This window comes from Kitasatospora sp. NPDC024654 (assembly GCF_055559155.1).
In genome coordinates, this window is record NZ_JBVHLF010000115.1 from 1 (window position 1) to 17584 (window position 17584).

Genomic DNA, 17584 nt, shown 5'->3' on the forward strand with positions numbered 1-17584 from the left:
CCTCGCCCTTGAGCGCCGGCCCACCCCACTGAGCAGGGCACCTCACCCAGACCTCATCGCGAATCGGGCATCACGGCGCGAACCGCACTCTCAGGTCCATGGTGTGGCTCCTGTCGAAGTTGGTGAGTGCGGTGTCGCGGGTGCCCGCCGCGCGCGAGGCCCGGCGGCGAGCGTAGCCGGTCGGTCCGTCACGAGCGTGGCGCCGCCGTGCCGAGATCGGGGTCCTCGAAGGCGCCCAGGCACAGGTTCCGTTCCCCGCGCCCGTAGGTGTACCCGCTGCCGCCACATGCGCAGGCCTGCGGGTGGGTGGGGCGCGGGCCGCCGCGGTAGCAGGGCATCGGCTCCTGGTGGAGCGGCTCGCCGTCGTCCTGCCAGGTGACGATCTGTACCGACTCGCCGGTGCCTTCGCAGCCGCCCGCGCAGTCGAAGGGGTGCGGGCGGCAGGCGTAGGTGAGGCGCAGCCAGGCTCGGGCCTGCTCGCTCGGCGCGGCGGGGAGTCCGGTCAGGCGGCGCAGGGTGTTCGCGGCCTTGGCGCACTGGGCGGCGCTGTGGATGTCGTGGGTGCTCTGGAGGGCGACGATGTCCAGGGCGACGGCGTAGGGGAGCAGGGCGGCGCGTTCGCGGTCGCACAGTTGCTCGGTGGAGACGATGCCGGGTGTGCGCTTGGCGGCGAGGTCGGACTGCCACCAGTGGTGGTGGGCCGTCGCGTACTCCAGGATCAGCCGGCCGACCGACGGGGCGTCGGGGTAGGCGTCCAGCGCTGCGGGGTCCTGCCGAGCCGTGGTGATCGGATCGGGCCAGTAGCGGACGGGCCCGGCGTCGACCACGAAGTCGATCGGCAGGTGCGCTTCGGCGAGCACCAGCACGGTGTCGGCGATCTGGTCGGGATCGTGGTCCGAGGTGATCGGGGTGGCGATGACCGGTGCGCTGGTGGGCGGGTTCATCGAAGGGGCTCTCCTTGCGTATGGGAGCGGTTGGGTGGTCGGGCCCGGCGGAGACGTACCCCGCCGGGCGTTGGGGTGCTGTCAGCGGTCCTCGGGGACAGCCGGCTGCGCCGCGCTGTCCGACGCCGCCGACTCGGCGGTCCCCTTGCGCGTCGGGGCCTTGCGGCTGGTGGTCTTCTTGGCCGCAGGACGACGGGCCGGAACGCGGGCCGGCCGCGCCGGGGCGATCTCTACGAACGGCAGGTCGTCGTCGGGAAGGTCGTCGTCGAGCCCCCACGATGTGCAGGGGTCCGGGATGTCCTGGTGCAGCTGCTTGCCGTCGGCCAGGCGCTGGAGCATGTCGTAGAGGTCGGCGCCGTTGCGGACGATCGCTTCCTCGCCGGCGGCGGCGAGGACGTAGCGCTGGTCCCACTCGGCGTTCACCCGGACGCCGTTGATCTCCCGGGCGGGTCGGTAGTGGAGCACCGCGCCGAACGGGAGGTTGCAGGTGGCCGATCCGTCGACCGCGCCGGTCCACTGCCTGCGCCGGTCCCCGATGGTGCCCAGGATGCTGCTGGAGTAGGTGGAGGCGGCGTACGCGGAGGAGGAGCAGGCCGCGGCGGCGATCTCGTCCATCGAGAGCGGCTCGGGCTGCTCGTCCGTCTCGATGGCCTCCGGCTCGGTGGTCCGGGCGGGCGCGACAGGGGTGGGGATGGGGAGCAGCGGCGGCTGCGGCTGCGGGCGAAGGCGCTGCTTCAGCGAGCCGAACAGCGAGCTGCAGAGTTCCTCGGTGAGGATCCCCGTCCCCGCTCCGGCGACCAGGGTGAGGGTGAGGTGCAGATCGTTCGGCACGTGGTGGCCGAGCGCGCGGAAGGCGAGGAAGCCGGCGCCCGCGCTGGTCGTGAGGAAGGAGAGCTGCTCGGCCTTCTCGACCGCGACCAGCAGGAACCGGCGGTGCGGGGGCAGGGTGGAGTTCATGGGCGTGTCCAGTCTTGGAAGCGGTGGCGGCCGGGCGGTACCCGGTGCCTGGCGGAGGACCGGGCGGCGCGCGGCCGCGGGTGTCGCAGGAGTGAACCCCCCGTTCCTTGACGGATCCATTGATGATCGAGGGGGCGGAAGGTCACGGTTTCGCATCGGCGGCCATCAAAGTGTCCGCAGTGCTCTGACCTGCGCCATCAAGGTGCCGGTTCGGACCTCTTGATGGCCCGTTAGGCACCTTGATGGCCGCCGGGTCCTGCCCTTGATGCTGCGGCGGAGGGTCAGTCGGGCTCGCAGGTCTGGCAGCAGGGTTCGTGCAGGGCCCTGCCCTCGTAGGCGGCCAGCAGGTCGCTGGCGCTGCGCACCGGGATCCAGGCCGAGCCGGGGCATGTCGGGCTGCAGAGCACTTCGGCCTGGAATCCGGTGCTCCAGGGGTCGCCGTCCAGGTTCCAGCGCACGCTGATCGCGCCGTCGGCGACGGCGAAGATGCCGGTGACCGTGTGGTCGTCGCCGGGGGTGTCCCAGGTGAACAGGCCGGCCAGGTGCTCCCCGAAGACGCGCCGGGCTTCGCCGGCTACGTCGGTGCTCGCCTGCTCGCGCTCGGCCTGGCGGCGCAGGAGGCTGGTGAGGATGGGAAGGGTGTGGGCGGCGAGGACGTGGTCGAACTCCTCGGTCAGACCGGGGCGGTCCACGGCGAGCTGAGCGAGCTGGTTCGCGATCGTGTCGGCGGGGACCCGGCGGTTGGGCGGTCGTCGGGCGTTGCGGGCCTGCGCGACGACGAGGGGGGTGTCCAGGACCAGCGCCGCGGTGGGCACCTGGTGCCGGCGGGCCCGCCCGGTCAGCTCCGCGCGGACCCACTTGTCGGTGTTGACTCCGTCGACGACGGTTGCGAGGCGTCGTGCCATCCGGGCGGCGAGCTGGGTGTGGAGGATCTGCCACGCTTCCTTGCTCGCGCTCTGGTCACTGCGGTCTCCGGCGACCACGCCGCGCAGGTGGTCCGCGCTGAGGACGTCGTCCGGATCGAAGGCGGCGGTCAGCGTCGACTTTCCCGAGCCCGAGCAGCCGATGAGGACTACCAGGCAGCGCTGTGGCAGGCCGAGTTCGGTCAGCGTGCGGCCGGTCGCGCCGATCACTGCGCGCCCTCGGCCCGAGCGGCCGCGTAGGCGCGGGGGTAGGCGGTGCCCTGCAGCGGCGCGGCGAGCACCGCCAGCTGCCGGAACTGGACGCTCAGCGCCTCCACGGCGCCCGGGGCGATGCCGTTGATCAGGCCGGCGGTGAACGCGACGGTGCTGTCGGCATGGGCCTGGGCAAGCAGGGCGATGCCCTCGTAAGCGGCGAACAGGTCCGGGCCGGCGAGCGGCAGCGCCGGCTGCGCGGGGGAGGTGGCGTGGAGTTCGATGACCAGCGCGCCGTCGAACCCCACAGCCACGATCTCGACCTCGTCGGTCAGGTCGTGGTTGTACGGGTCGGAGATCGCGGCCAGGACCGGGATGTGGTCGGGGACGCCGTCAAGGGCCCGGCGCAGGTCGGCGACGGTCATGGAGGTGGGCCGGACGGTCGGGGGAGGGGCGGGGAGGTTGCTGTTCATGTCTGGGGGTCCTTGTCTGGTCGGTGATTGGCCGTGCCGGGCTGGGGGAGGTGGTGCGCGCCCCGCCGGGTGCGAGTGGTGCTCCCGGCGGGGCGCGCAGTTAGCGGTCGGTGGCCGGCGGGATGTAGGTGCGGCCGCGGTTGTAGTGCGGCACGGTGTCCTGGGCCGGGACCGGGACCAGGTCGTCGGAGTCGATCTGGACGCCGTCGCGGAAGTAGAGCACCGGCCCGCCCGGCTCGGTCTGGATCCGCTCCACGCGGGCGGCCGCCGCGTCGGGCGCGTCCAGCGTCCATGCCTTGCGCTCCACCACGGCCGTCACCTCGTAGGCCTCGGCCTGCGGCACGTGCTCGAAGGCGTGCTCCAGCTCCTGCAGGCAGGCGACGAAGCGCTCCTGCCAGTCCCGCGGCATGGACTGCAGCAGGGTGCGGGGGACGACGAGGTAGTTGGCGTAGCTGAGGCCGAAGTACCCGTGGACGGGGCCGTCGGTCGCCCGGCCCGCGCCCGTGACCGTGTGGTCGGTGCGCTGGCCGGGGATGGCCGGCCTGTCCGTCGTGCTGGCGGTGGTGTGCAGATCGGTGCTGCTCATGATCGTTCCTCTCCGATTCGGGATCCGCAGGGGTGGGCCGAGCGACGCCGACCGCGTGAGCGGCGTCGGTCGCCCGACCTGGTGGAGCGCTGCTCGGCTGGGGTGCCGTCCGGTGCGGACGCGATGAGGGCCGAAGGCGTCAGGACACGGGGGCGGCGGCGAGACCGGGGGCGTGGCCGATGCGGCGGGCCGCTTCGTCGAGCGTGACGGCCCAGTCGCCCTCGAACCGCAGGGCCCGGTCGTCGATGTACAGGGCCGCGCCCAACTTCTTGTTCGTCACGAGCACCTGCTGGCGGCTCAGCCAGTAGGCCCGGGCGGGGTCATCGTCCACGATCGCGTCGAGCCCGGAGTGGAGGGTGATCCAGCGGGCGACATCCTGGTGGAAGCGGGGGTGGCGAGCGGTGAAGACGAAGACGGACCTCACGTCCACCAGGGCGCGCAAGGCCTCGATGGCGCCGGGCAGGGGCTGGCCGTACACCTCGCCGTCGCGCCAGGCGGGGTGGTCGACCAAGGTCTGGTCGAAGTCAATGCCCACGGTGTGCGACGCGGGGGAGTTGGGGTCGAGCGGGATGACGGTCATCGGGGTTGGTTCTCCTCAGCGGTCGAGGTGGATGCTGATCGGGATGCGGCGGTCGGACGGGTCGGGCCGGTGGGCGATGCGCTGGTGGGCGGTCAGGCCGGCGGGGCCGCCTTGGATCGGGGAGCGGCACTGTGGGCAGGTGTGCCACCAGTCGGTGCCGGGCGGCAGCTGCGCCGGGGTGAGCGGGTGTGGGTGGGGTCCGGGTGCGGCCCGGCTCACCGGTCGTCGCCGGCGGTGGAGCTGTGGCCGGTCGGCAGCGCGGTGGCGCTGGTGGGGGAGTCGCTCGGGCGGTGCTGGGCGGCGAGCCAGGCGCCGGCGGCGGTCATCACCGTTCCCTCGCCGAGGGGGTCGAGCGGAGCGGTGTCGATGTCGAGCATGAATTCCGACGGATCGAACGCGCGAGTGTAGCGGGCGCGGACTCGGTGATCTCCTCGGTCGCCAGGACGAGCAGCCGCACCCGGTCTCCTGAGATGTGGCCGCGGTCGTCGAGGACGCGGCGGATCTTGGTGTGGCCGCTCTCCCCGGTGAGGTAGCGGTCGACGTCGCGGTAGATCGCGTAGGTGCCGGGCAGCGGCTTGGGCGGCGTGGCGGTGCGGGTGGTCTGGGTGGCGGGCCAGTGCACGGTGTTCCTCCTGGGTGTCGGTGTCGGCCGGTCGGCCGGCTTCGCCCCCGAGGACCGCGACCGCCCACCGGCTGTGGCCGGTGGGCGGTGCGGGTCGGGAACGGGGCGGGACGGCGGGACGGTGGCGGGTCGAGCTGAGCGGACCGCGGGGAAGGGCTCGACCTGTGCGGTGAGTGCGGGAGGATGAGGGCGGGCCGGGGACGAGACCGGCCCGCCGGCACCTCTGGTGCCTGGGCCCCGGGGTGATTCGTGCATCCCGGGGCCCTTCGCGTTGCGGTTACGCAGAGCGCACGGTGGGCTTGAGCGCGGGCTCGTCCGCCTCGATGGCGTCGCGCACCCGCTGGCACGTCGAGCGCGTCTTCACCGGGTCGCCGGTGAGCAGACCCTGCGCCGTGAGCGCCGCGTGGATCTCGACTGCGCGCGGGCGGCGGCCGAGCGCGTCGTACAGCGGCCTCACGATCGCCTTGCGCGCGTACATGAGCGCGGCGTCGCTCAGCGGCTGCTCGGGCTGAGCGCTGGCGCGCACGGGAGCGGCCGCCGGGAGCGGGGGCTGAGCGCCATTGGTCCCACCACCTGCGGTGATCGCGCGCTCAAGTGAGCGCTCACCGTGCGCGCCCGCCCCGGGGAGCAGGGCGTTGTGCGCGGCGGGCTCCGGCTGACCGCCGGTCGGCGGGCGCGGGGAAGGGTCGTCGTGAGCGCTGCTCTCAGCCTCGGTGAGCGGGGTCCGCTCGGCCCCGCGCGCGGCCCGCTCGCCGTGAGCGCCCTTGGCGTGCTCTTCGAGCTCGTGCACGCGCCAGATGACCACGGGCACGACCATGGCGAGCGGGACGGCCAGCCCCCACTCGACCTGCCACGCTCCGTGAGCATCCTGGTGAACGCCGAGCAGGTGAAGGGAGGCGAGCAGGCTGGCGATCTGGCACAGCATCACCACCAGCAGCGCGATGCCGGTCTCCTTGCGGGCCTTGACCCGGGTGGCCTCCACCAGCCAGACGTCGACGCAGACGGCCAGCAGCCAGGCCAGGTAGGTGCCGGCCCCGGCCATCATCGCCAGGTCGTGCTCGTGCTGAGCGGTGTACGCCACTCCGCACCACAGGACGATCTGCATGCGGGTCGGTGCGGCCGCCCGAAGCCGTCGAAAGGCCCGGCGCAGCCGACCGTTACGGCGGGCCGCCTCGGCCGCCTCGCGCCGCTCCTGCTCCGCGCGCAGCGCCTCGACCTGGGCTTTGACCGCGTTCACCTGCTGCTGGGCCTTGGCGATTTGGGCCTCGGCCTTGGTGGTGATCTGCTGCGCCTCGCTGTTGGCCTTGGTGGTGATCCGCTCGGCCTCGGCGTTGGCCCGGCCTCGGGCGGAGGACGCCAGCCGCTTCTCCTCCGCGATGAAGCCTCGGGCCTCCTCGTGCAGCCGGTTGATCTCCTGCTGGCCGTACTCGCGCTGCTGCGCGGCCTGCCGGTCGGCCTCCTCCCGGGCTTCGCGCGCTTCGGCTTCCGCCTGCTCGCGCAGCTGGCGCGCCTCACTCTCGGCGTCCTCACGGATGCCGTCGGCCGCGGTCCGGGCTGCCTCGGTCAGCCGCTCGGCCTGCTCCTCCGCCTCCGCCAGCAGCTTCTGGGCGGTGGCGACGGCCGTGGTGCGCATCTGCTCGGCGGCGGTCGCGGCCTCGGTCAGGGTCCGGTCGGCGGCCGTGGTGGCGTCCAACTGGACCTGGGCGGCGAGCCGGCGACGGGCGGTCAGGTCCTGCTCGGCGTGCTCGCGGTCCTGCCCAATGCGAGCGCGGACCCGCCCGAGGTCGAGCCGGGCGTCCGCGACCTGCTCCTTGACGTCGGTGAGGTCGGCGGCCGCGCGGCGACGGGTCGCCGCCGCCTCCCGCTCGGCCTCGCCGATCAGCTTGGCGACCTGCTCGTCGGCGGCCGCCAGAGCGGCGGCCACCAGCTCGCCAGCCTGCTCCTCGGCCTGGGTGACGATGCGCTGGGCATCGTCGGCGGCCCGGCCGCGGACCTGCTCGGCACGCTTTTCGGCATCGGCCAGCAGCGCGCTGGCCCGGGTGGTGGCCGCCTCAACGAGGAGGCCGGCCTGGGACTCGGCGTCGCTGGTGGCCCGCTCGCGCTGCTCCCGCGCGGCCGACTCGGCATCGGCGAGGACCTGGTCGGCCTGCTGTCGGGCGTCGGCGAGGATCCGCACCGCCTGTCGGTCTGCGCGCTCGACGAGGTGCTCGGCTTCGGCGGCCGCGTCGGCGCGCAGCTGCTCGGCCTCCACCGCCCACTGCTCCACCGTGGTCAGCTGACCGGCGGCCTGCTGGAGCAGTGCGGTGGCGCCGTCTTCGGCCACGGCCAGGATGTCGGCGGCGCGGTCGGCCGCGTCGGCCCGCACCGGGTCGGCGGCGGGTCGCTCGGGCGCATCGGCGAGGGCGGTGGCGGGCTCCGGGACGGCGGCCGGGCGGGCCGCAGGGATCTTCTTGGCGGTGGTCTTGGGGGCGGTTCGGGTGCGCCGCGTGGTGGTGCGGGCCGGGGTCATGGCAGGAGACCTCCTGTCTCTCTCGGTCACGGTGCGTGGTGATTCGCGCGGGCGGCGCGGCTGGCGGCGAACGGGCCAGCGGCAGGGGTGGGACGGCCCCGGAGCGGGGGCGCCAGGGCCGTTTTCGGGGGGTGTGCGGATCTGATCGGCAGGAATGGTTTCCGCAGGTCAGCATTGGCTTCCCGATCGGTAGGCGATCGGTTGCGGCGGGATGCTGATCGGCCGTCGGCCGGCCTTGGCGCCGATCGGAAACCGATCGTCGGCCGATCCGGAGCCGATGCCGCGTCGATCACTCGTAGTCGCGGAGCGCGTCCTGGAGGTCGGTCAGCCGGATGCCTCGGGGGCTGCCCTCCAGCTCGTCCAGGCGCACCGTGGACAGCTCGATGTCGGCGCGTCGGAAGTCGGCCGCAAGGGCCTTGCCGATCTCGCGGAGCCGGTCCTGCTCCGGCTTGTCCTGCCACCGGTCCCACCTGGCGGGGTCGGCCTGGACGAGGTGCGGATGGAGCTGGCCGAGCGTCAGGTACTTGGCGGCCTCGGCGTCGAACGCGTCACGTAGGACGGCGAGGATCTCCGGCGCCTCGGGCAGCTCGTCTTCCTCCTCGCCCTCCGAGCCGGACGCTGCCATGCCGGCGGCCAGGCGTTCGTTGGCCCGCAGCAGGGCGGTGGCGGCGTCCAGGTGGGTGGCCTTGCGCAGGATCGGATCGCGCAGGCCGGGCGCGATGATGTAGAAGCAGCCGGCGTCGGCGGGGTCCCAGTCGCCGGGGGAGGGGCTGAGTCGGTGCGGCATCCAGCCCTCGGAGATCGCGGTGTCCGAGCCGACGACCAGCGGGACGTCGGCCTTGCGGCAGGGCAGCATGATCCGGATGGGAAAGGCGTCGGCGATGGCGTCGCCCACGACATCGGACGTGGCGTCCTGCGAGATCAGCACCACGGTCCACCGGGCCTTGCGGCCGATCCGCCCCAGCTTGATCACCTTCTGCTTCTGCTTGTTCGTCAGCTGCGGGTGCTCGTCGATGATCACGAACCCGGCGGGGGACTCGTCGGTGACCTGCCAGTTGTCGACGTCGTCGCCCATCTCGCGGGCGCGGGCCTGGGCGCGGGCGATGGCCGCGTCCAGCGCCGCGTCGATCTCCTCCTCGGTGTAGGCCCTGCGGTCGGCCAGGCGTCGTAGCGGACCGAAGCCGCGGCCGGTGGGGTCGATGTCCCACGCCACCGCGTCGGTGCAGCTGGTGATGTAGTCGACCAGGTCGCGCACGATCGCGGACTTGCCGCCGCCGGTGTCGGCGATGACCAGGATGTTCTGCCCGGCCAGGGTGATCCTGGTGGGCTCGCCGTCCATCGACGGGCCGAGCACCATGGGCTTCAGGATGCTGTTCGAGCGCGGCGGGTAGACAGGGTGCGGCGGCATCGGGTCGAACGGGTCGCCGGTGATCACCCGCAGCACCACGGATCCGGCGGCGGCCTTCTGCGGCTGGGCCATCACCCCGCCCTGGCGCACCCCGAGCAGTACCTCCAGGTCCGCCAGCTTGGCGACCAGGCCGGCGGGCCTGCCCTTCGTCAGGTGGGCGATGGCGCGCCAGCCCCACCGCTCCTGGGTCACATCGGTGACCTGACCGACCGCCAGACCCTCGGCGAGCAGCGCCAGGTGGATGCACTCCCCGGCCTGCTGCACGCTCTGGACCTGTCGGATCGGGTACGGGTCGCCCTTGGGCGGCACCGGGGACGCGGCGCCGTCCTCGCCCTGGCCGGTCGCCTGGTCGGCGGTCGGTGCGGTGCCGGTCTGCTCGGGGAGGGCGAGCACCAGAGCGCCGGCGGGAACCGGGTAGGCCAGGGCGGGCTCGGCGCGCCGCCCTGACCGCCACCTGCTGAAAACGCCCTTACCCCACGCGCTCAGGACCACGGCGGCACCGGTCGCCACGCCCTCCACGGCGAGCGCGTGCAGGCCACCGACCAGGTACACCGGCCCGTAGGTGCCCAGGACCATCAGCGCCAGGCGCACCCGGCGCCAGTGGGACATGCGCCGGCGGTGGTCGTGGATCTCGCCGGGGGACACCGGCACGTGCCCGGTGTAGGCCCGGGCCAGGACGGCCGCCGCCTTCTGCTCCCACTGGGCGGCGGTCGTCTTGGCGGTGAGCTCGGCGCGCTTGGCGGCCGTGTGGGCGGCGGGGGTGATGTCCTGGGCCTGGGCAGCGAAGCCGGACTTCTTCGCGGCCTTGGTGTGCTCCTTGGCGCGCTCGGCGAGGGTGCCGTGTTCCGCCTTGCGGGTCTGCTCCCAGGCGCGGTAGCGGGTGTTGAGGATGTGGAGCGCGACCGCCCGGTCCGTCAGGTGGTCCTCGGTGACGAACAGCCAGGCCGACCGCTCGGCCTTCAGGACCGCCCAGCCGGTCTTGGCGTGGCCGAGCTGGCGCTGCCACCACGGGTCCGGCTCGGCCGGGCGCGGGCCCGGGTCGTCGTCGTCCAGGAGTTCGCCTTCGAGGATCTCGTCCTCGATCGGCTCGGTGTGCAGGTCGATGGTCATGGGCGGGGTCCCCCTTCTGGCGGGTTCAGCGAGTGGAAGCGACGTGGTTGAGCGCGGTCAGCACGGCGTCCCCGCCCTTCGACAGGCCAGCGTTGGCGTAGTAGGTGATCAGCGGGACGGCGCTCAGGGCGGCGCCGTTGATGAAGCCGAGCCGCAGCCACCGCTTGTCGAGGGCCCGGATCGACTTCCACATGGCCGCGATGACGATGCCGCCGACGAACAGCAGCAGCGAGCCGCCCCCGCCGACCGGCGTGGGGTCGGCGCCGTGGAACTGGGCGGCCGAGTGAGCCCCGGTGGTGCCCCACAGGCTGAGCTCGCCGCCCCAGGCGCCGGCCTTGTAGCCGAGCCAGCCCAGGCCGCCGAGGATGCCTCCGGCGCACAGGCCCGAGACGACGCCAAGGCCCGTGCCGGCGCCGTAGGGGAGCAGCTCGGTGTGGTTGCGGCTTCCGGGGGCGACCTTCCACAGGCCGTAGGTCTTGACGAGCCGCCAGCCAGTCAGGCCGAAGACGGTGGCGTAGGTGCCGAGGGTGACGTCCATGATCAGTGTCCTCCGGTGAATGCGGTGGTGAGCCAGGTCAGGGCTTCGGAAACGGCCGGGAGCGAGAAGCAGCCGGCGAGGATGGCGGTCCACACGGCCGAGCGGCGCAGCATGGAGACCTTCGCGAGCTTGGTGCCGATCAACGGCAGGGCGATGGCCCCGAGTTCGATGGCAGCGCTGGTGGGGCCGTTGGCGTGGAACCAGTGGCAGCCGTAGTAGGCGGCGCTGGCGCAGGCCAGGGAGCGCAGGGCGGGCTTGCCGCCCCACAGGATCGTGACCGCGGCCGCCGCATCGGCGCCGTAGCCGTCGGTCAGGCCCGGCAGGTAGTGGTGCAGTGCCCAGGCCGGGACGGCGGCCGCCGCGGCGGCGGTGGCGTTGGCCGCGAGCTGGAGCCAGGAGAAGTCCCAGAAGGACTCGGGCGGCTCGGGCGGTCCCACCACCATGACCGGCACCGGCTGCGGGGCGACCAGCTCGACCGGGACCGGACCGGCAGGGTTGGCGGTGCAGCCGCCGCAGTACGGCAGGCTGCCGGGCCGGCACGGGTTGCACGGCGGTGGCGGGCACGGCGGCGCGCCGTAAGGCTGCGGCTGCGGAGCAACGTAGGGTGGGAGCGTGGCGGACGGGGCGGGGGTCGTCGACCAGTCGACGGTGGGTGGCTCGGCCGGCCGCGGGGGCGGGGGCGGGGCGAACACCCGCGGTGTCTCCCACCAGTACGGCGCCCGCTCCGGCCCCAGGTCGGCTTCGGACACGTCCACGATCACCGCGACGTCGATCCAGTCGGCAGTGCCGTGGCTTGCTGGCCCCGCGGGCGGGGTGTCCTCAACGATCTCGGCATCGACGATCTCGACCGCGTCCACCTCCCCCGGGCCGGGGGCGACGGTGGCGAACAGGCCGCTGAAGGTTCCGGTGGCGGTGTCAGACATCGCTACTGGCCGCCTTCCGGATCTGCTCGGCAATGAGGGTGGCCGGGTCCGTGTGGTGCGCGCTCCAGCGGCCGCGGGTGGCGGTCTTGGACTTGTTGCGCCGGTGCGCGGCGGCCACGAGGGCCCAGACCAGCAGCGCCACACCGGAGCCGGCCGTGGCGGTGGCGAAGAAGTAGGCGAAGAAGTGCACGGTGCTCCCCCCTTGTCGGGAGTCGTCGGAAGCGCGCCGGCAGAGGCGCGGGTGGGTACCCGTGCTGCCGCCGACCAGGAAGGCCGGCGGCAGCACGCGGTGGTGTTGGGCCGTCAGTGCGCCGCGACGGTGATGCGGGGTCGTCGGCCTTGCGGCCGCCGCGGTTGGGCGCGAGCGCGGCGCGGGTCTGCGGGCCGACCACGCCGTCGGCCTTGATGCCGGCGCAGCCCTGGAACCAGCGGACGGCCTCAGCGGTGAGCGGCCGAACTTCCCGTCGGTGTCGAGCGCCGGGAGCTGGGACAGCTCGCTGTTGAGCTGCTGCTGCAGGTCCGCAACCGCCGAGGGGACCGAGCCCTGGCCGAGCACGTCGGATTGGGCGGAGGCGGGAACGGCGGTGGCCAGCGCGAACACGCCGGTCAGGGCGACCGAGGCGACGACGGCACGAAGGGCGGTGCTGTTGAGCTTGTTGACGGTGCTGTTCCCTTCACGGTGGTGGAGGGGACCTGGGCGGTCCCGTGGCTCCTCTGGTCTCCCGGTGCTGCGCCCCAGTTGGGCGGGCGGCACCGGGAGGCCCAGGCCAGCGGCGGGGCTGCAGGTGGTCGCCGCCGGCCTGGCTGGCCGGGCGGCGACCTGGTTGGTCTGCGTTCGAGGTGAAGAAGGGGTGCGTGACGGCCGCGCCCTGTGCCAGGGGGCGGGATCGGCCGCTCATCGCCCGGCTGGTGACCGGGTCGATCGCGCCTGGATTGAGCGGGGCGGCGGTGTCCCCGTGCCGAAGGTGCTGCGGAAGCAGTCGAGTGTGTGGTGGTGCTCCCCGGGCGGGCGTCACGCTCGCGGCGCCGGGGCCGTTCTGTCTTGGCACGCTGTTGAGTTCTCAAGTCACGGGCACTTCCTTGGCCAGCCCCCTCGGGCCGGACTTCCGGGTGCTTGTGGTGGTGCATCAGGTGCTGGACGCTGTCGGGTCCGGCGCCCACTCCCGGAGCCCCATCAGGGCATGGACATGCCAGGAAGAGGCCGAGGAGAGGGCGGCGGGGAGCCGTGCAGCTGTGCGAGTGGGAGCCGGCGCCGGATCAGGGTCCGGTGCCGACGCGGGGATCACTGCTGTCCTGGCACCTCGGGCCACGGGCCCGGGTGGCCGAAGTTCCGCACGACGTGCGGGTTCGAGCCGTCGTAGGGGTCCGGGCTGTAGGCCCGCCGGCCGCCCACGTAGGTGGCCGCAGGCGGGTGCTGCTCACGCTCGCCGGACGGAAGCGGGGCGGAGTGCCACGCCGCGCCCGTCGAGGTCGAGGTGCTGCAGGACGAGGCGCTGCCGGTGCTGGTGCTGAAGCCGAGGAAGTTGGCGGCGGCGGAGAGCAGGCTCATCAGGACGCACCCCCCGTCGCGCCCTGACCAGCGGCCGGCTCCGGGGCCGGCTGGGGGCTGGGGATCTGGGCGTCGGCCGGCGGCTGGCCGGTCATGCCGTGGGTGGTGACGTGGGAGGTGATCTCGGCACCGAGGCCGGAGGCGGCGGCGCGCAGCTGCTCGTTGGTCACTTGCTGCCACCACCCTTGCGGCCAAGCAGGCCAGCGAGCACCAGACGGCCGACCGCCTTGGTGGCGTCAGCGAGCTGCTTGGAGTCGATGGGCGGCACAGGGGGCGGCACAGCCATCGTCACCACCCCGCCTTCGGGGCGGCGGAGCAGCACAGGGTGCTGCTAGCGGCCGGGAGTCCGATGTGCTCGACGGTGCCGGCATACGGCAGGATGCTGGTCAAGGCGTTCACTCCTCAGTCACGTTGAGGCGTTTGTGGACCGCCGAGCTGCGGGCTTCGGGGATGCGACCCCCGGGGCCCGCAGTGCTTTTCCGAGATGCGACCCCTGGAATCGGCAAGGCGGTTGGGCTGGGCGCCGCCGGCCTTTGGGATGCGACCCCGTCCGGCTGGCGACATCACCACGATGACACGCCATCAGATCCGGAGTCAAGCTAGTTACGTAACTAGTCCATGAATCGCGAGTAGTTCCGCAACAACTCATGGTGTGGTTCACTGTTACGACACTGCAAGAGCCACTAGTAGAGGGGGTGAAGCGATGGCTCCGGCGGAGAACCGGTGGGAAGCCCTGGCGGCCGAGCTGCGTAGCGACATCGACGCCAACGTGTATCCCGTCGGCGCGAAGCTGCCCCAGGTACGGGAGTTGGTCGCCGCAGGATGGAACTCCAACGCCACGGTCACCGCGGCCTACCGCCACCTGGTTACCCGGGGGTATGTCCGCGTGAAGCGTGGCGTCGGGTACATCGTGCGAGACCGAACGGTCATCAAGATCCCCTTGAGCCGGTACGGCATGGCTCTGGAGCCCAGCAGCGGTCAAGGTCCCTGGGAAGCTGCGACGGCGCAGCAGGGTTTGGACGGCCGGATGGCTCTGGTGGAGGTCTCCACGGGCGAGGCGCCGGCGAGCGTCGCGGCCAAGCTCGGCCTCACCGCAGGGGACGGCTTCCGCGCTGTTTGCCGGGCTCGGCACGCCATGATCGGCAAGGATGTGCTCCAGATCCAGCATGCGTGGTACCCGATCAGGACCGCCCGCCAAGCAAGGCTGGACACCAACGAGAAGGTCACCGGCGGAGCCTTGGCAGCTCTCCTCGCGCACGGTCTGACGGTTCGTTCGGCCAGCGAGCGAGTGAGGTATCGGGAAGCCAGCGTGGACGAAGCGCGTGTCCTTGACATGCCGCAAGGTAGCTCCGCGTTGTCCATCGAGCGGCTGCTGATTGATGACGCCGGCACGCCGGTGGAGCTGCTCCAGGTCACGGCTCCTGCGGACCGATTCGAGCTGGTCTACGACGACCTTCCGATTAGCGGCCTGCAATGAACACGAAGTCCCGTCTGGACCGCATGCCGCTCCGGCCCTGTTCTGACACGCCCCCATCTCTCACCTTCCGATCGCTGTCGGACGGCCACACGGCCGCCACTGGTGAACAAGGATGGCGATCAGCGCAGTTGAGAAAGAGGCCCGCTTGTACCACCGGTGTGCCAGGGGTGTAACACTCGGCCCAGGCGAAGCCGGAGAGGGGTGGGATCGTGGTCGCGGTCGAGAGGTGGACCGGGCGCGAGGCCGTCGTGCTGCAAGAGAGCCTGCGGATGTCCGTCCGCAGGTTCGCGGAGCATCCCGGCATCTCCCCGGCCACGGTGGGCAACTGGCGCAGAGGGGGCGCATCGGTGGTGTGCACCAACGAGTCACAGCAGACCCTCGACAGCGCAGTCGAGCTGCTGAGTCCGGCCGAACGTACGGCCTTCTTCCAGCGGTTAGGCCGAGGCGAGCAGCCTCCTCCGACCCCGGTGGGCCAGGACCATGGGAGCGCCGCCGAGAACGGCGCGTTCGCCGTGGTCTCGCACCAGTTCCTACCAGTGCACCTAGGCAAGTCGGCACAGGCCCTCTTCGCCGTCGGGCATCTGCACCCGGCCGGACCAGCTGGGCTTGATCAACGAGTCCTTGTCGGCGACGAAGGCGCCCGTGGTCCGGGGCATTGGCTGCCAGCCGTCAGGCCCCGCTCGCGGGCCTCCTGCTGGTCCTCTATGCCCAGCGCATCGCCACCATCAGCCGCCTCGCTGTCGATCACATCCGCCTGGACGAGGGGCGCGTCGAGATCACGTTCGGCACGTCCCCGGTCGTTCTGCCCGTGCCCCTGGCTACTCTCGTCCGCGACCTCATAGCCACCCGCCGGGGCAAGGCCAGGATCGGAACCCCGGACGACGTGCCCTGGCTGTTCCCTGGAGGCCACCCCGGACAGCCGTCGGTGACTCCCAACTCGGCATTCGCCTGCAGAAAATCGGCCTCCAACCCAGGGAAGACCGCTCCGCCGCGCTGTTCACCCTCGCCACCGAGCTTCCCGCCGCGATCCTCGCCTGGAGGCTCGGCATCCACATCCAAGTCGCCGTCCAGTGGCAGAAGGCATCCGCCGGCGACTGGGCCGCCTACGCCGCCGACGTCGCCCTACGTCCGAAGAAGGAGCATTCATGAACCGCCAACACCGGCCCCCGACCCCCACCCAACGACTCGCGTTCCGGCACATGACCGAAGACGACCTCGATGACATGGCCGCGCTCCTCGGCGACCCGAAAGTGATGCGTTACTACCCGCGCCCCAAAACCCGGGAGGAAGCCCTGGCCTGGATCGACTGGAACCAGCGCCTCTACCAGCAGGAAGGCTTCGGGCTCTGGCTGGTCACCCTCCAGGCCACCGGCGAGTTCATCGGCGACTGCGGCCTGACACCCCAAGAAATCCAAGGAGTTACCGACCTGGAGGTCGGCTATCACGTCCGCTCCGACCGTCAGGGGCACGGCTATGCCACCGAGGCAGCAGCAGCCTGCCGCGACTATGCCCACGAGTTCCTCGACGCGAAGCGCCTCATCGCGATCATCCACCCGGACAACACGCCCTCCCAGCGCGTCGCCGAGAAGATCGGTCTCTCCCACGAGCGGGAGGCCACATCCCGCTCGGGCCAACCAGTCCGCATCTACGCCACAACCCTGTGACGGCCAGAAACTGGCTCGACGCCCGGTGCGAACGCAGCGCCGCGCCGGTCTCCTCGGTCTGCCAACCTTCGACAACATCGTTGCCGCCACCATCCGCACGTAGCGATCTGGTAAGCAAGGCCGTCTCACTCAGGGGACAGCAGTTCGCGGCGCTCACTCCTCCGCCCAATGGTGGTGGCTCGGCGAGCCGACAAGACAGGGGTAGACGCGTCGAGTTGTTCTCGAATCGAGTCACTGAATTCACCAAGTTCCCTGCGGACCTGGGCGTACGAGTCGCCAAAAGAGACCGCCGGTCGTGGGCGCGGCCGCAACCCAGGGCCGTCCCGCCTGGTGCGCCGAGCCAGCGCTGAGATCTCTTTAGAAGACAACAGCTGGCTCTCCCTCAGCGCAGCCCAAGCTGCTGCCGGGACCGGGCCTTCCCGCGGGCGGTTGATCTCCTTCAGGATCGTCTTCGCGGCTTCCTCCCCTTGGTCGGCTGCGGAGCGCAACCGCAGTATGGGAGTGAGACTCCGATGGTCGCCAACCACGTCGAGTGTGACCGAGTTCAAGGTCTTCCAGACTTGGGCAGCCTTCTCTGAAAGCGGTTCCGGACCCTCAACCCGCACCAAGGCGAGAGCCTTCAGCAGCTCCCGCCGCAACTGCGCGACCTCGTCGAGATCGAAATTCTCATCAGCGATCTTGAGGGCCCTGATCGTCTCCAGTTGCTGTTCCGCCGCCAGGACGAACGTGATCGCGGCTTCCCGCCGCGTATTGCCGCGCCATTGATCGTGAGCCGTTTGCGATGCAACCTCGGCTGCTCGCTGGGCCGCGCGAGCCTGCCGCAGGCCGACAACCAAGGCAGCTGGTACACCAAGGAGCGCGGCCCCTGAAGCCACGAGCGCTGATATTGCTTCAACTTGCATGCCGGCATGATGCCCTGGCCGGAGCGCGGTTCGGGCCGAAATGCGCGAACCGGGTTTCGGAACGGCCGCACGGGTCGGCACCTCTCATACGGTGTGAGGGCGGTGCCTTCTTGGTTCCGACCGTAGCTGGTGCCAGGGCCGATGCGTTCTCGGATCATGAGATGACCTGAGGGCTGGCGGGAGGGCGCCCCGGTGGGGAAGCAGCGGACGCGACCCCTGATGATCTT

Annotated in this window: 18 protein-coding genes; 2 read left to right on the plus strand and 16 right to left on the minus strand. The window is 71.8% G+C overall.

The features are described from left to right. Positions 1-188: 188 nt before the first annotated feature. The 15 genes from ACZ38L_RS35020 to ACZ38L_RS35090 form a co-directional block, all read right to left on the minus strand. Positions 189-944: a hypothetical protein gene (locus tag ACZ38L_RS35020; protein WP_465701256.1), complete on the minus strand. Its 756-nt coding sequence runs from the start codon at positions 942-944 to the stop codon at positions 189-191. Between the two features lie 81 nt (positions 945-1025). Further along, positions 1026-1901: a hypothetical protein gene (locus ACZ38L_RS35025; RefSeq protein ID WP_465701261.1), complete on the minus strand. Its 876-nt coding sequence runs from the start codon at positions 1899-1901 to the stop codon at positions 1026-1028. A gap of 281 nt (positions 1902-2182) precedes the next feature. Next, on the minus strand, positions 2183-3034 hold the full coding sequence (locus ACZ38L_RS35030) for an AAA family ATPase (protein ID WP_465701265.1): 852 nt from the start codon (positions 3032-3034) through the stop codon (positions 2183-2185). Beyond that, the gene (locus ACZ38L_RS35035; RefSeq protein WP_465701270.1) at positions 3031-3489 is read right to left on the minus strand and encodes a hypothetical protein; all 459 of its coding nucleotides are present in this window, start codon (positions 3487-3489) and stop codon (positions 3031-3033) included. Before ACZ38L_RS35035 ends, ACZ38L_RS35030 begins: the two co-directional genes overlap by 4 nt. Before the next feature lie 100 nt (positions 3490-3589). Next, positions 3590-4075: a hypothetical protein gene (locus ACZ38L_RS35040; protein WP_465701273.1), complete on the minus strand. Its 486-nt coding sequence runs from the start codon at positions 4073-4075 to the stop codon at positions 3590-3592. A gap of 139 nt (positions 4076-4214) precedes the next feature. After that, on the minus strand, positions 4215-4655 hold the full coding sequence (locus tag ACZ38L_RS35045; protein ID WP_465701276.1) for a hypothetical protein: 441 nt from the start codon (positions 4653-4655) through the stop codon (positions 4215-4217). Between the two features lie 15 nt (positions 4656-4670). Then, positions 4671-4874, minus strand: coding sequence for a hypothetical protein (locus ACZ38L_RS35050; protein WP_465701278.1), 204 nt, complete (start codon positions 4872-4874; stop codon positions 4671-4673). Between the two features lie 106 nt (positions 4875-4980). Continuing rightward, positions 4981-5277, minus strand: coding sequence for a hypothetical protein (locus ACZ38L_RS35055; RefSeq protein ID WP_465701280.1), 297 nt, complete (start codon positions 5275-5277; stop codon positions 4981-4983). 277 nt (positions 5278-5554) lie between these two features. Beyond that, the gene (locus ACZ38L_RS35060) at positions 5555-7786 is read right to left on the minus strand and encodes a hypothetical protein (protein WP_465701282.1); all 2232 of its coding nucleotides are present in this window, start codon (positions 7784-7786) and stop codon (positions 5555-5557) included. 289 nt (positions 7787-8075) lie between these two features. Further along, positions 8076-10304, minus strand: a complete 2229-nt coding sequence (locus ACZ38L_RS35065) for a hypothetical protein (protein WP_465701284.1) — start codon at positions 10302-10304, stop codon at positions 8076-8078. A gap of 25 nt (positions 10305-10329) precedes the next feature. Continuing rightward, positions 10330-10842: a hypothetical protein gene (locus ACZ38L_RS35070; RefSeq protein WP_465701286.1), complete on the minus strand. Its 513-nt coding sequence runs from the start codon at positions 10840-10842 to the stop codon at positions 10330-10332. Positions 10843-10844: 2 nt separating this feature from the next. After that, entirely contained in the window at positions 10845-11765 is a 921-nt protein-coding gene (locus tag ACZ38L_RS35075; protein ID WP_465701288.1) for a hypothetical protein, read from the minus strand. A gap of 2 nt (positions 11766-11767) precedes the next feature. Then, positions 11768-12328 carry a peptidoglycan-binding domain-containing protein gene (locus tag ACZ38L_RS35080; protein WP_465701300.1) on the minus strand — a complete coding sequence of 187 codons (561 nt, stop codon included), beginning with the start codon at positions 12326-12328 and terminating at the stop codon, positions 11768-11770. Positions 12329-13047: 719 nt separating this feature from the next. Continuing rightward, the gene (locus ACZ38L_RS35085) at positions 13048-13314 is read right to left on the minus strand and encodes a hypothetical protein (RefSeq protein WP_465701290.1); all 267 of its coding nucleotides are present in this window, start codon (positions 13312-13314) and stop codon (positions 13048-13050) included. Further along, positions 13314-13484, minus strand: coding sequence for a hypothetical protein (locus ACZ38L_RS35090; RefSeq protein ID WP_465701292.1), 171 nt, complete (start codon positions 13482-13484; stop codon positions 13314-13316). The genes ACZ38L_RS35085 and ACZ38L_RS35090 overlap by 1 nt, the downstream gene beginning before the upstream one ends. Before the next feature lie 533 nt (positions 13485-14017). Between ACZ38L_RS35090 and ACZ38L_RS35095 the strand changes: the two genes are divergently transcribed. Together ACZ38L_RS35095 and ACZ38L_RS35100 are read left to right on the plus strand one after the other, a co-directional pair. Beyond that, complete coding sequence (locus tag ACZ38L_RS35095) at positions 14018-14791, plus strand: GntR family transcriptional regulator (protein WP_465701294.1); 774 nt, start codon at positions 14018-14020, stop codon at positions 14789-14791. A gap of 1145 nt (positions 14792-15936) precedes the next feature. Further along, positions 15937-16455, plus strand: coding sequence for a GNAT family N-acetyltransferase (locus ACZ38L_RS35100; RefSeq protein ID WP_465701296.1), 519 nt, complete (start codon positions 15937-15939; stop codon positions 16453-16455). A 125-nt stretch (positions 16456-16580) separates the two neighbouring features. Here the strand turns inward: ACZ38L_RS35100 and ACZ38L_RS35105 are convergent, their stop codons facing one another. Beyond that, positions 16581-17357, minus strand: a complete 777-nt coding sequence (locus ACZ38L_RS35105) for a hypothetical protein (RefSeq protein WP_465701298.1) — start codon at positions 17355-17357, stop codon at positions 16581-16583. Positions 17358-17584 lie beyond the last annotated feature (227 nt).

Coding starts and splice junctions, on each gene's coding strand:
- ACZ38L_RS35020 (WP_465701256.1), bottom strand. CDS start 944: ATGAACCCGCCCACCAGCGCACCGGTCATCGCCACCCCGATCACCTCG.
- ACZ38L_RS35025 (WP_465701261.1), bottom strand. CDS start 1,901: ATGAACTCCACCCTGCCCCCGCACCGCCGGTTCCTGCTGGTCGCGGTC.
- ACZ38L_RS35035 (WP_465701270.1), bottom strand. CDS start 3,489: ATGAACAGCAACCTCCCCGCCCCTCCCCCGACCGTCCGGCCCACCTCC.
- ACZ38L_RS35040 (WP_465701273.1), bottom strand. CDS start 4,075: ATGAGCAGCACCGATCTGCACACCACCGCCAGCACGACGGACAGGCCG.
- ACZ38L_RS35045 (WP_465701276.1), bottom strand. CDS start 4,655: ATGACCGTCATCCCGCTCGACCCCAACTCCCCCGCGTCGCACACCGTG.
- ACZ38L_RS35060 (WP_465701282.1), bottom strand. CDS start 7,786: ATGACCCCGGCCCGCACCACCACGCGGCGCACCCGAACCGCCCCCAAG.
- ACZ38L_RS35065 (WP_465701284.1), bottom strand. CDS start 10,304: ATGACCATCGACCTGCACACCGAGCCGATCGAGGACGAGATCCTCGAA.
- ACZ38L_RS35070 (WP_465701286.1), bottom strand. CDS start 10,842: ATGGACGTCACCCTCGGCACCTACGCCACCGTCTTCGGCCTGACTGGC.
- ACZ38L_RS35075 (WP_465701288.1), bottom strand. CDS start 11,765: ATGTCTGACACCGCCACCGGAACCTTCAGCGGCCTGTTCGCCACCGTC.
- ACZ38L_RS35085 (WP_465701290.1), bottom strand. CDS start 13,314: ATGAGCCTGCTCTCCGCCGCCGCCAACTTCCTCGGCTTCAGCACCAGC.
- ACZ38L_RS35095 (WP_465701294.1), top strand. CDS start 14,018: ATGGCTCCGGCGGAGAACCGGTGGGAAGCCCTGGCGGCCGAGCTGCGT.
- ACZ38L_RS35100 (WP_465701296.1), top strand. CDS start 15,937: ATGAACCGCCAACACCGGCCCCCGACCCCCACCCAACGACTCGCGTTC.
- ACZ38L_RS35105 (WP_465701298.1), bottom strand. CDS start 17,357: ATGCAAGTTGAAGCAATATCAGCGCTCGTGGCTTCAGGGGCCGCGCTC.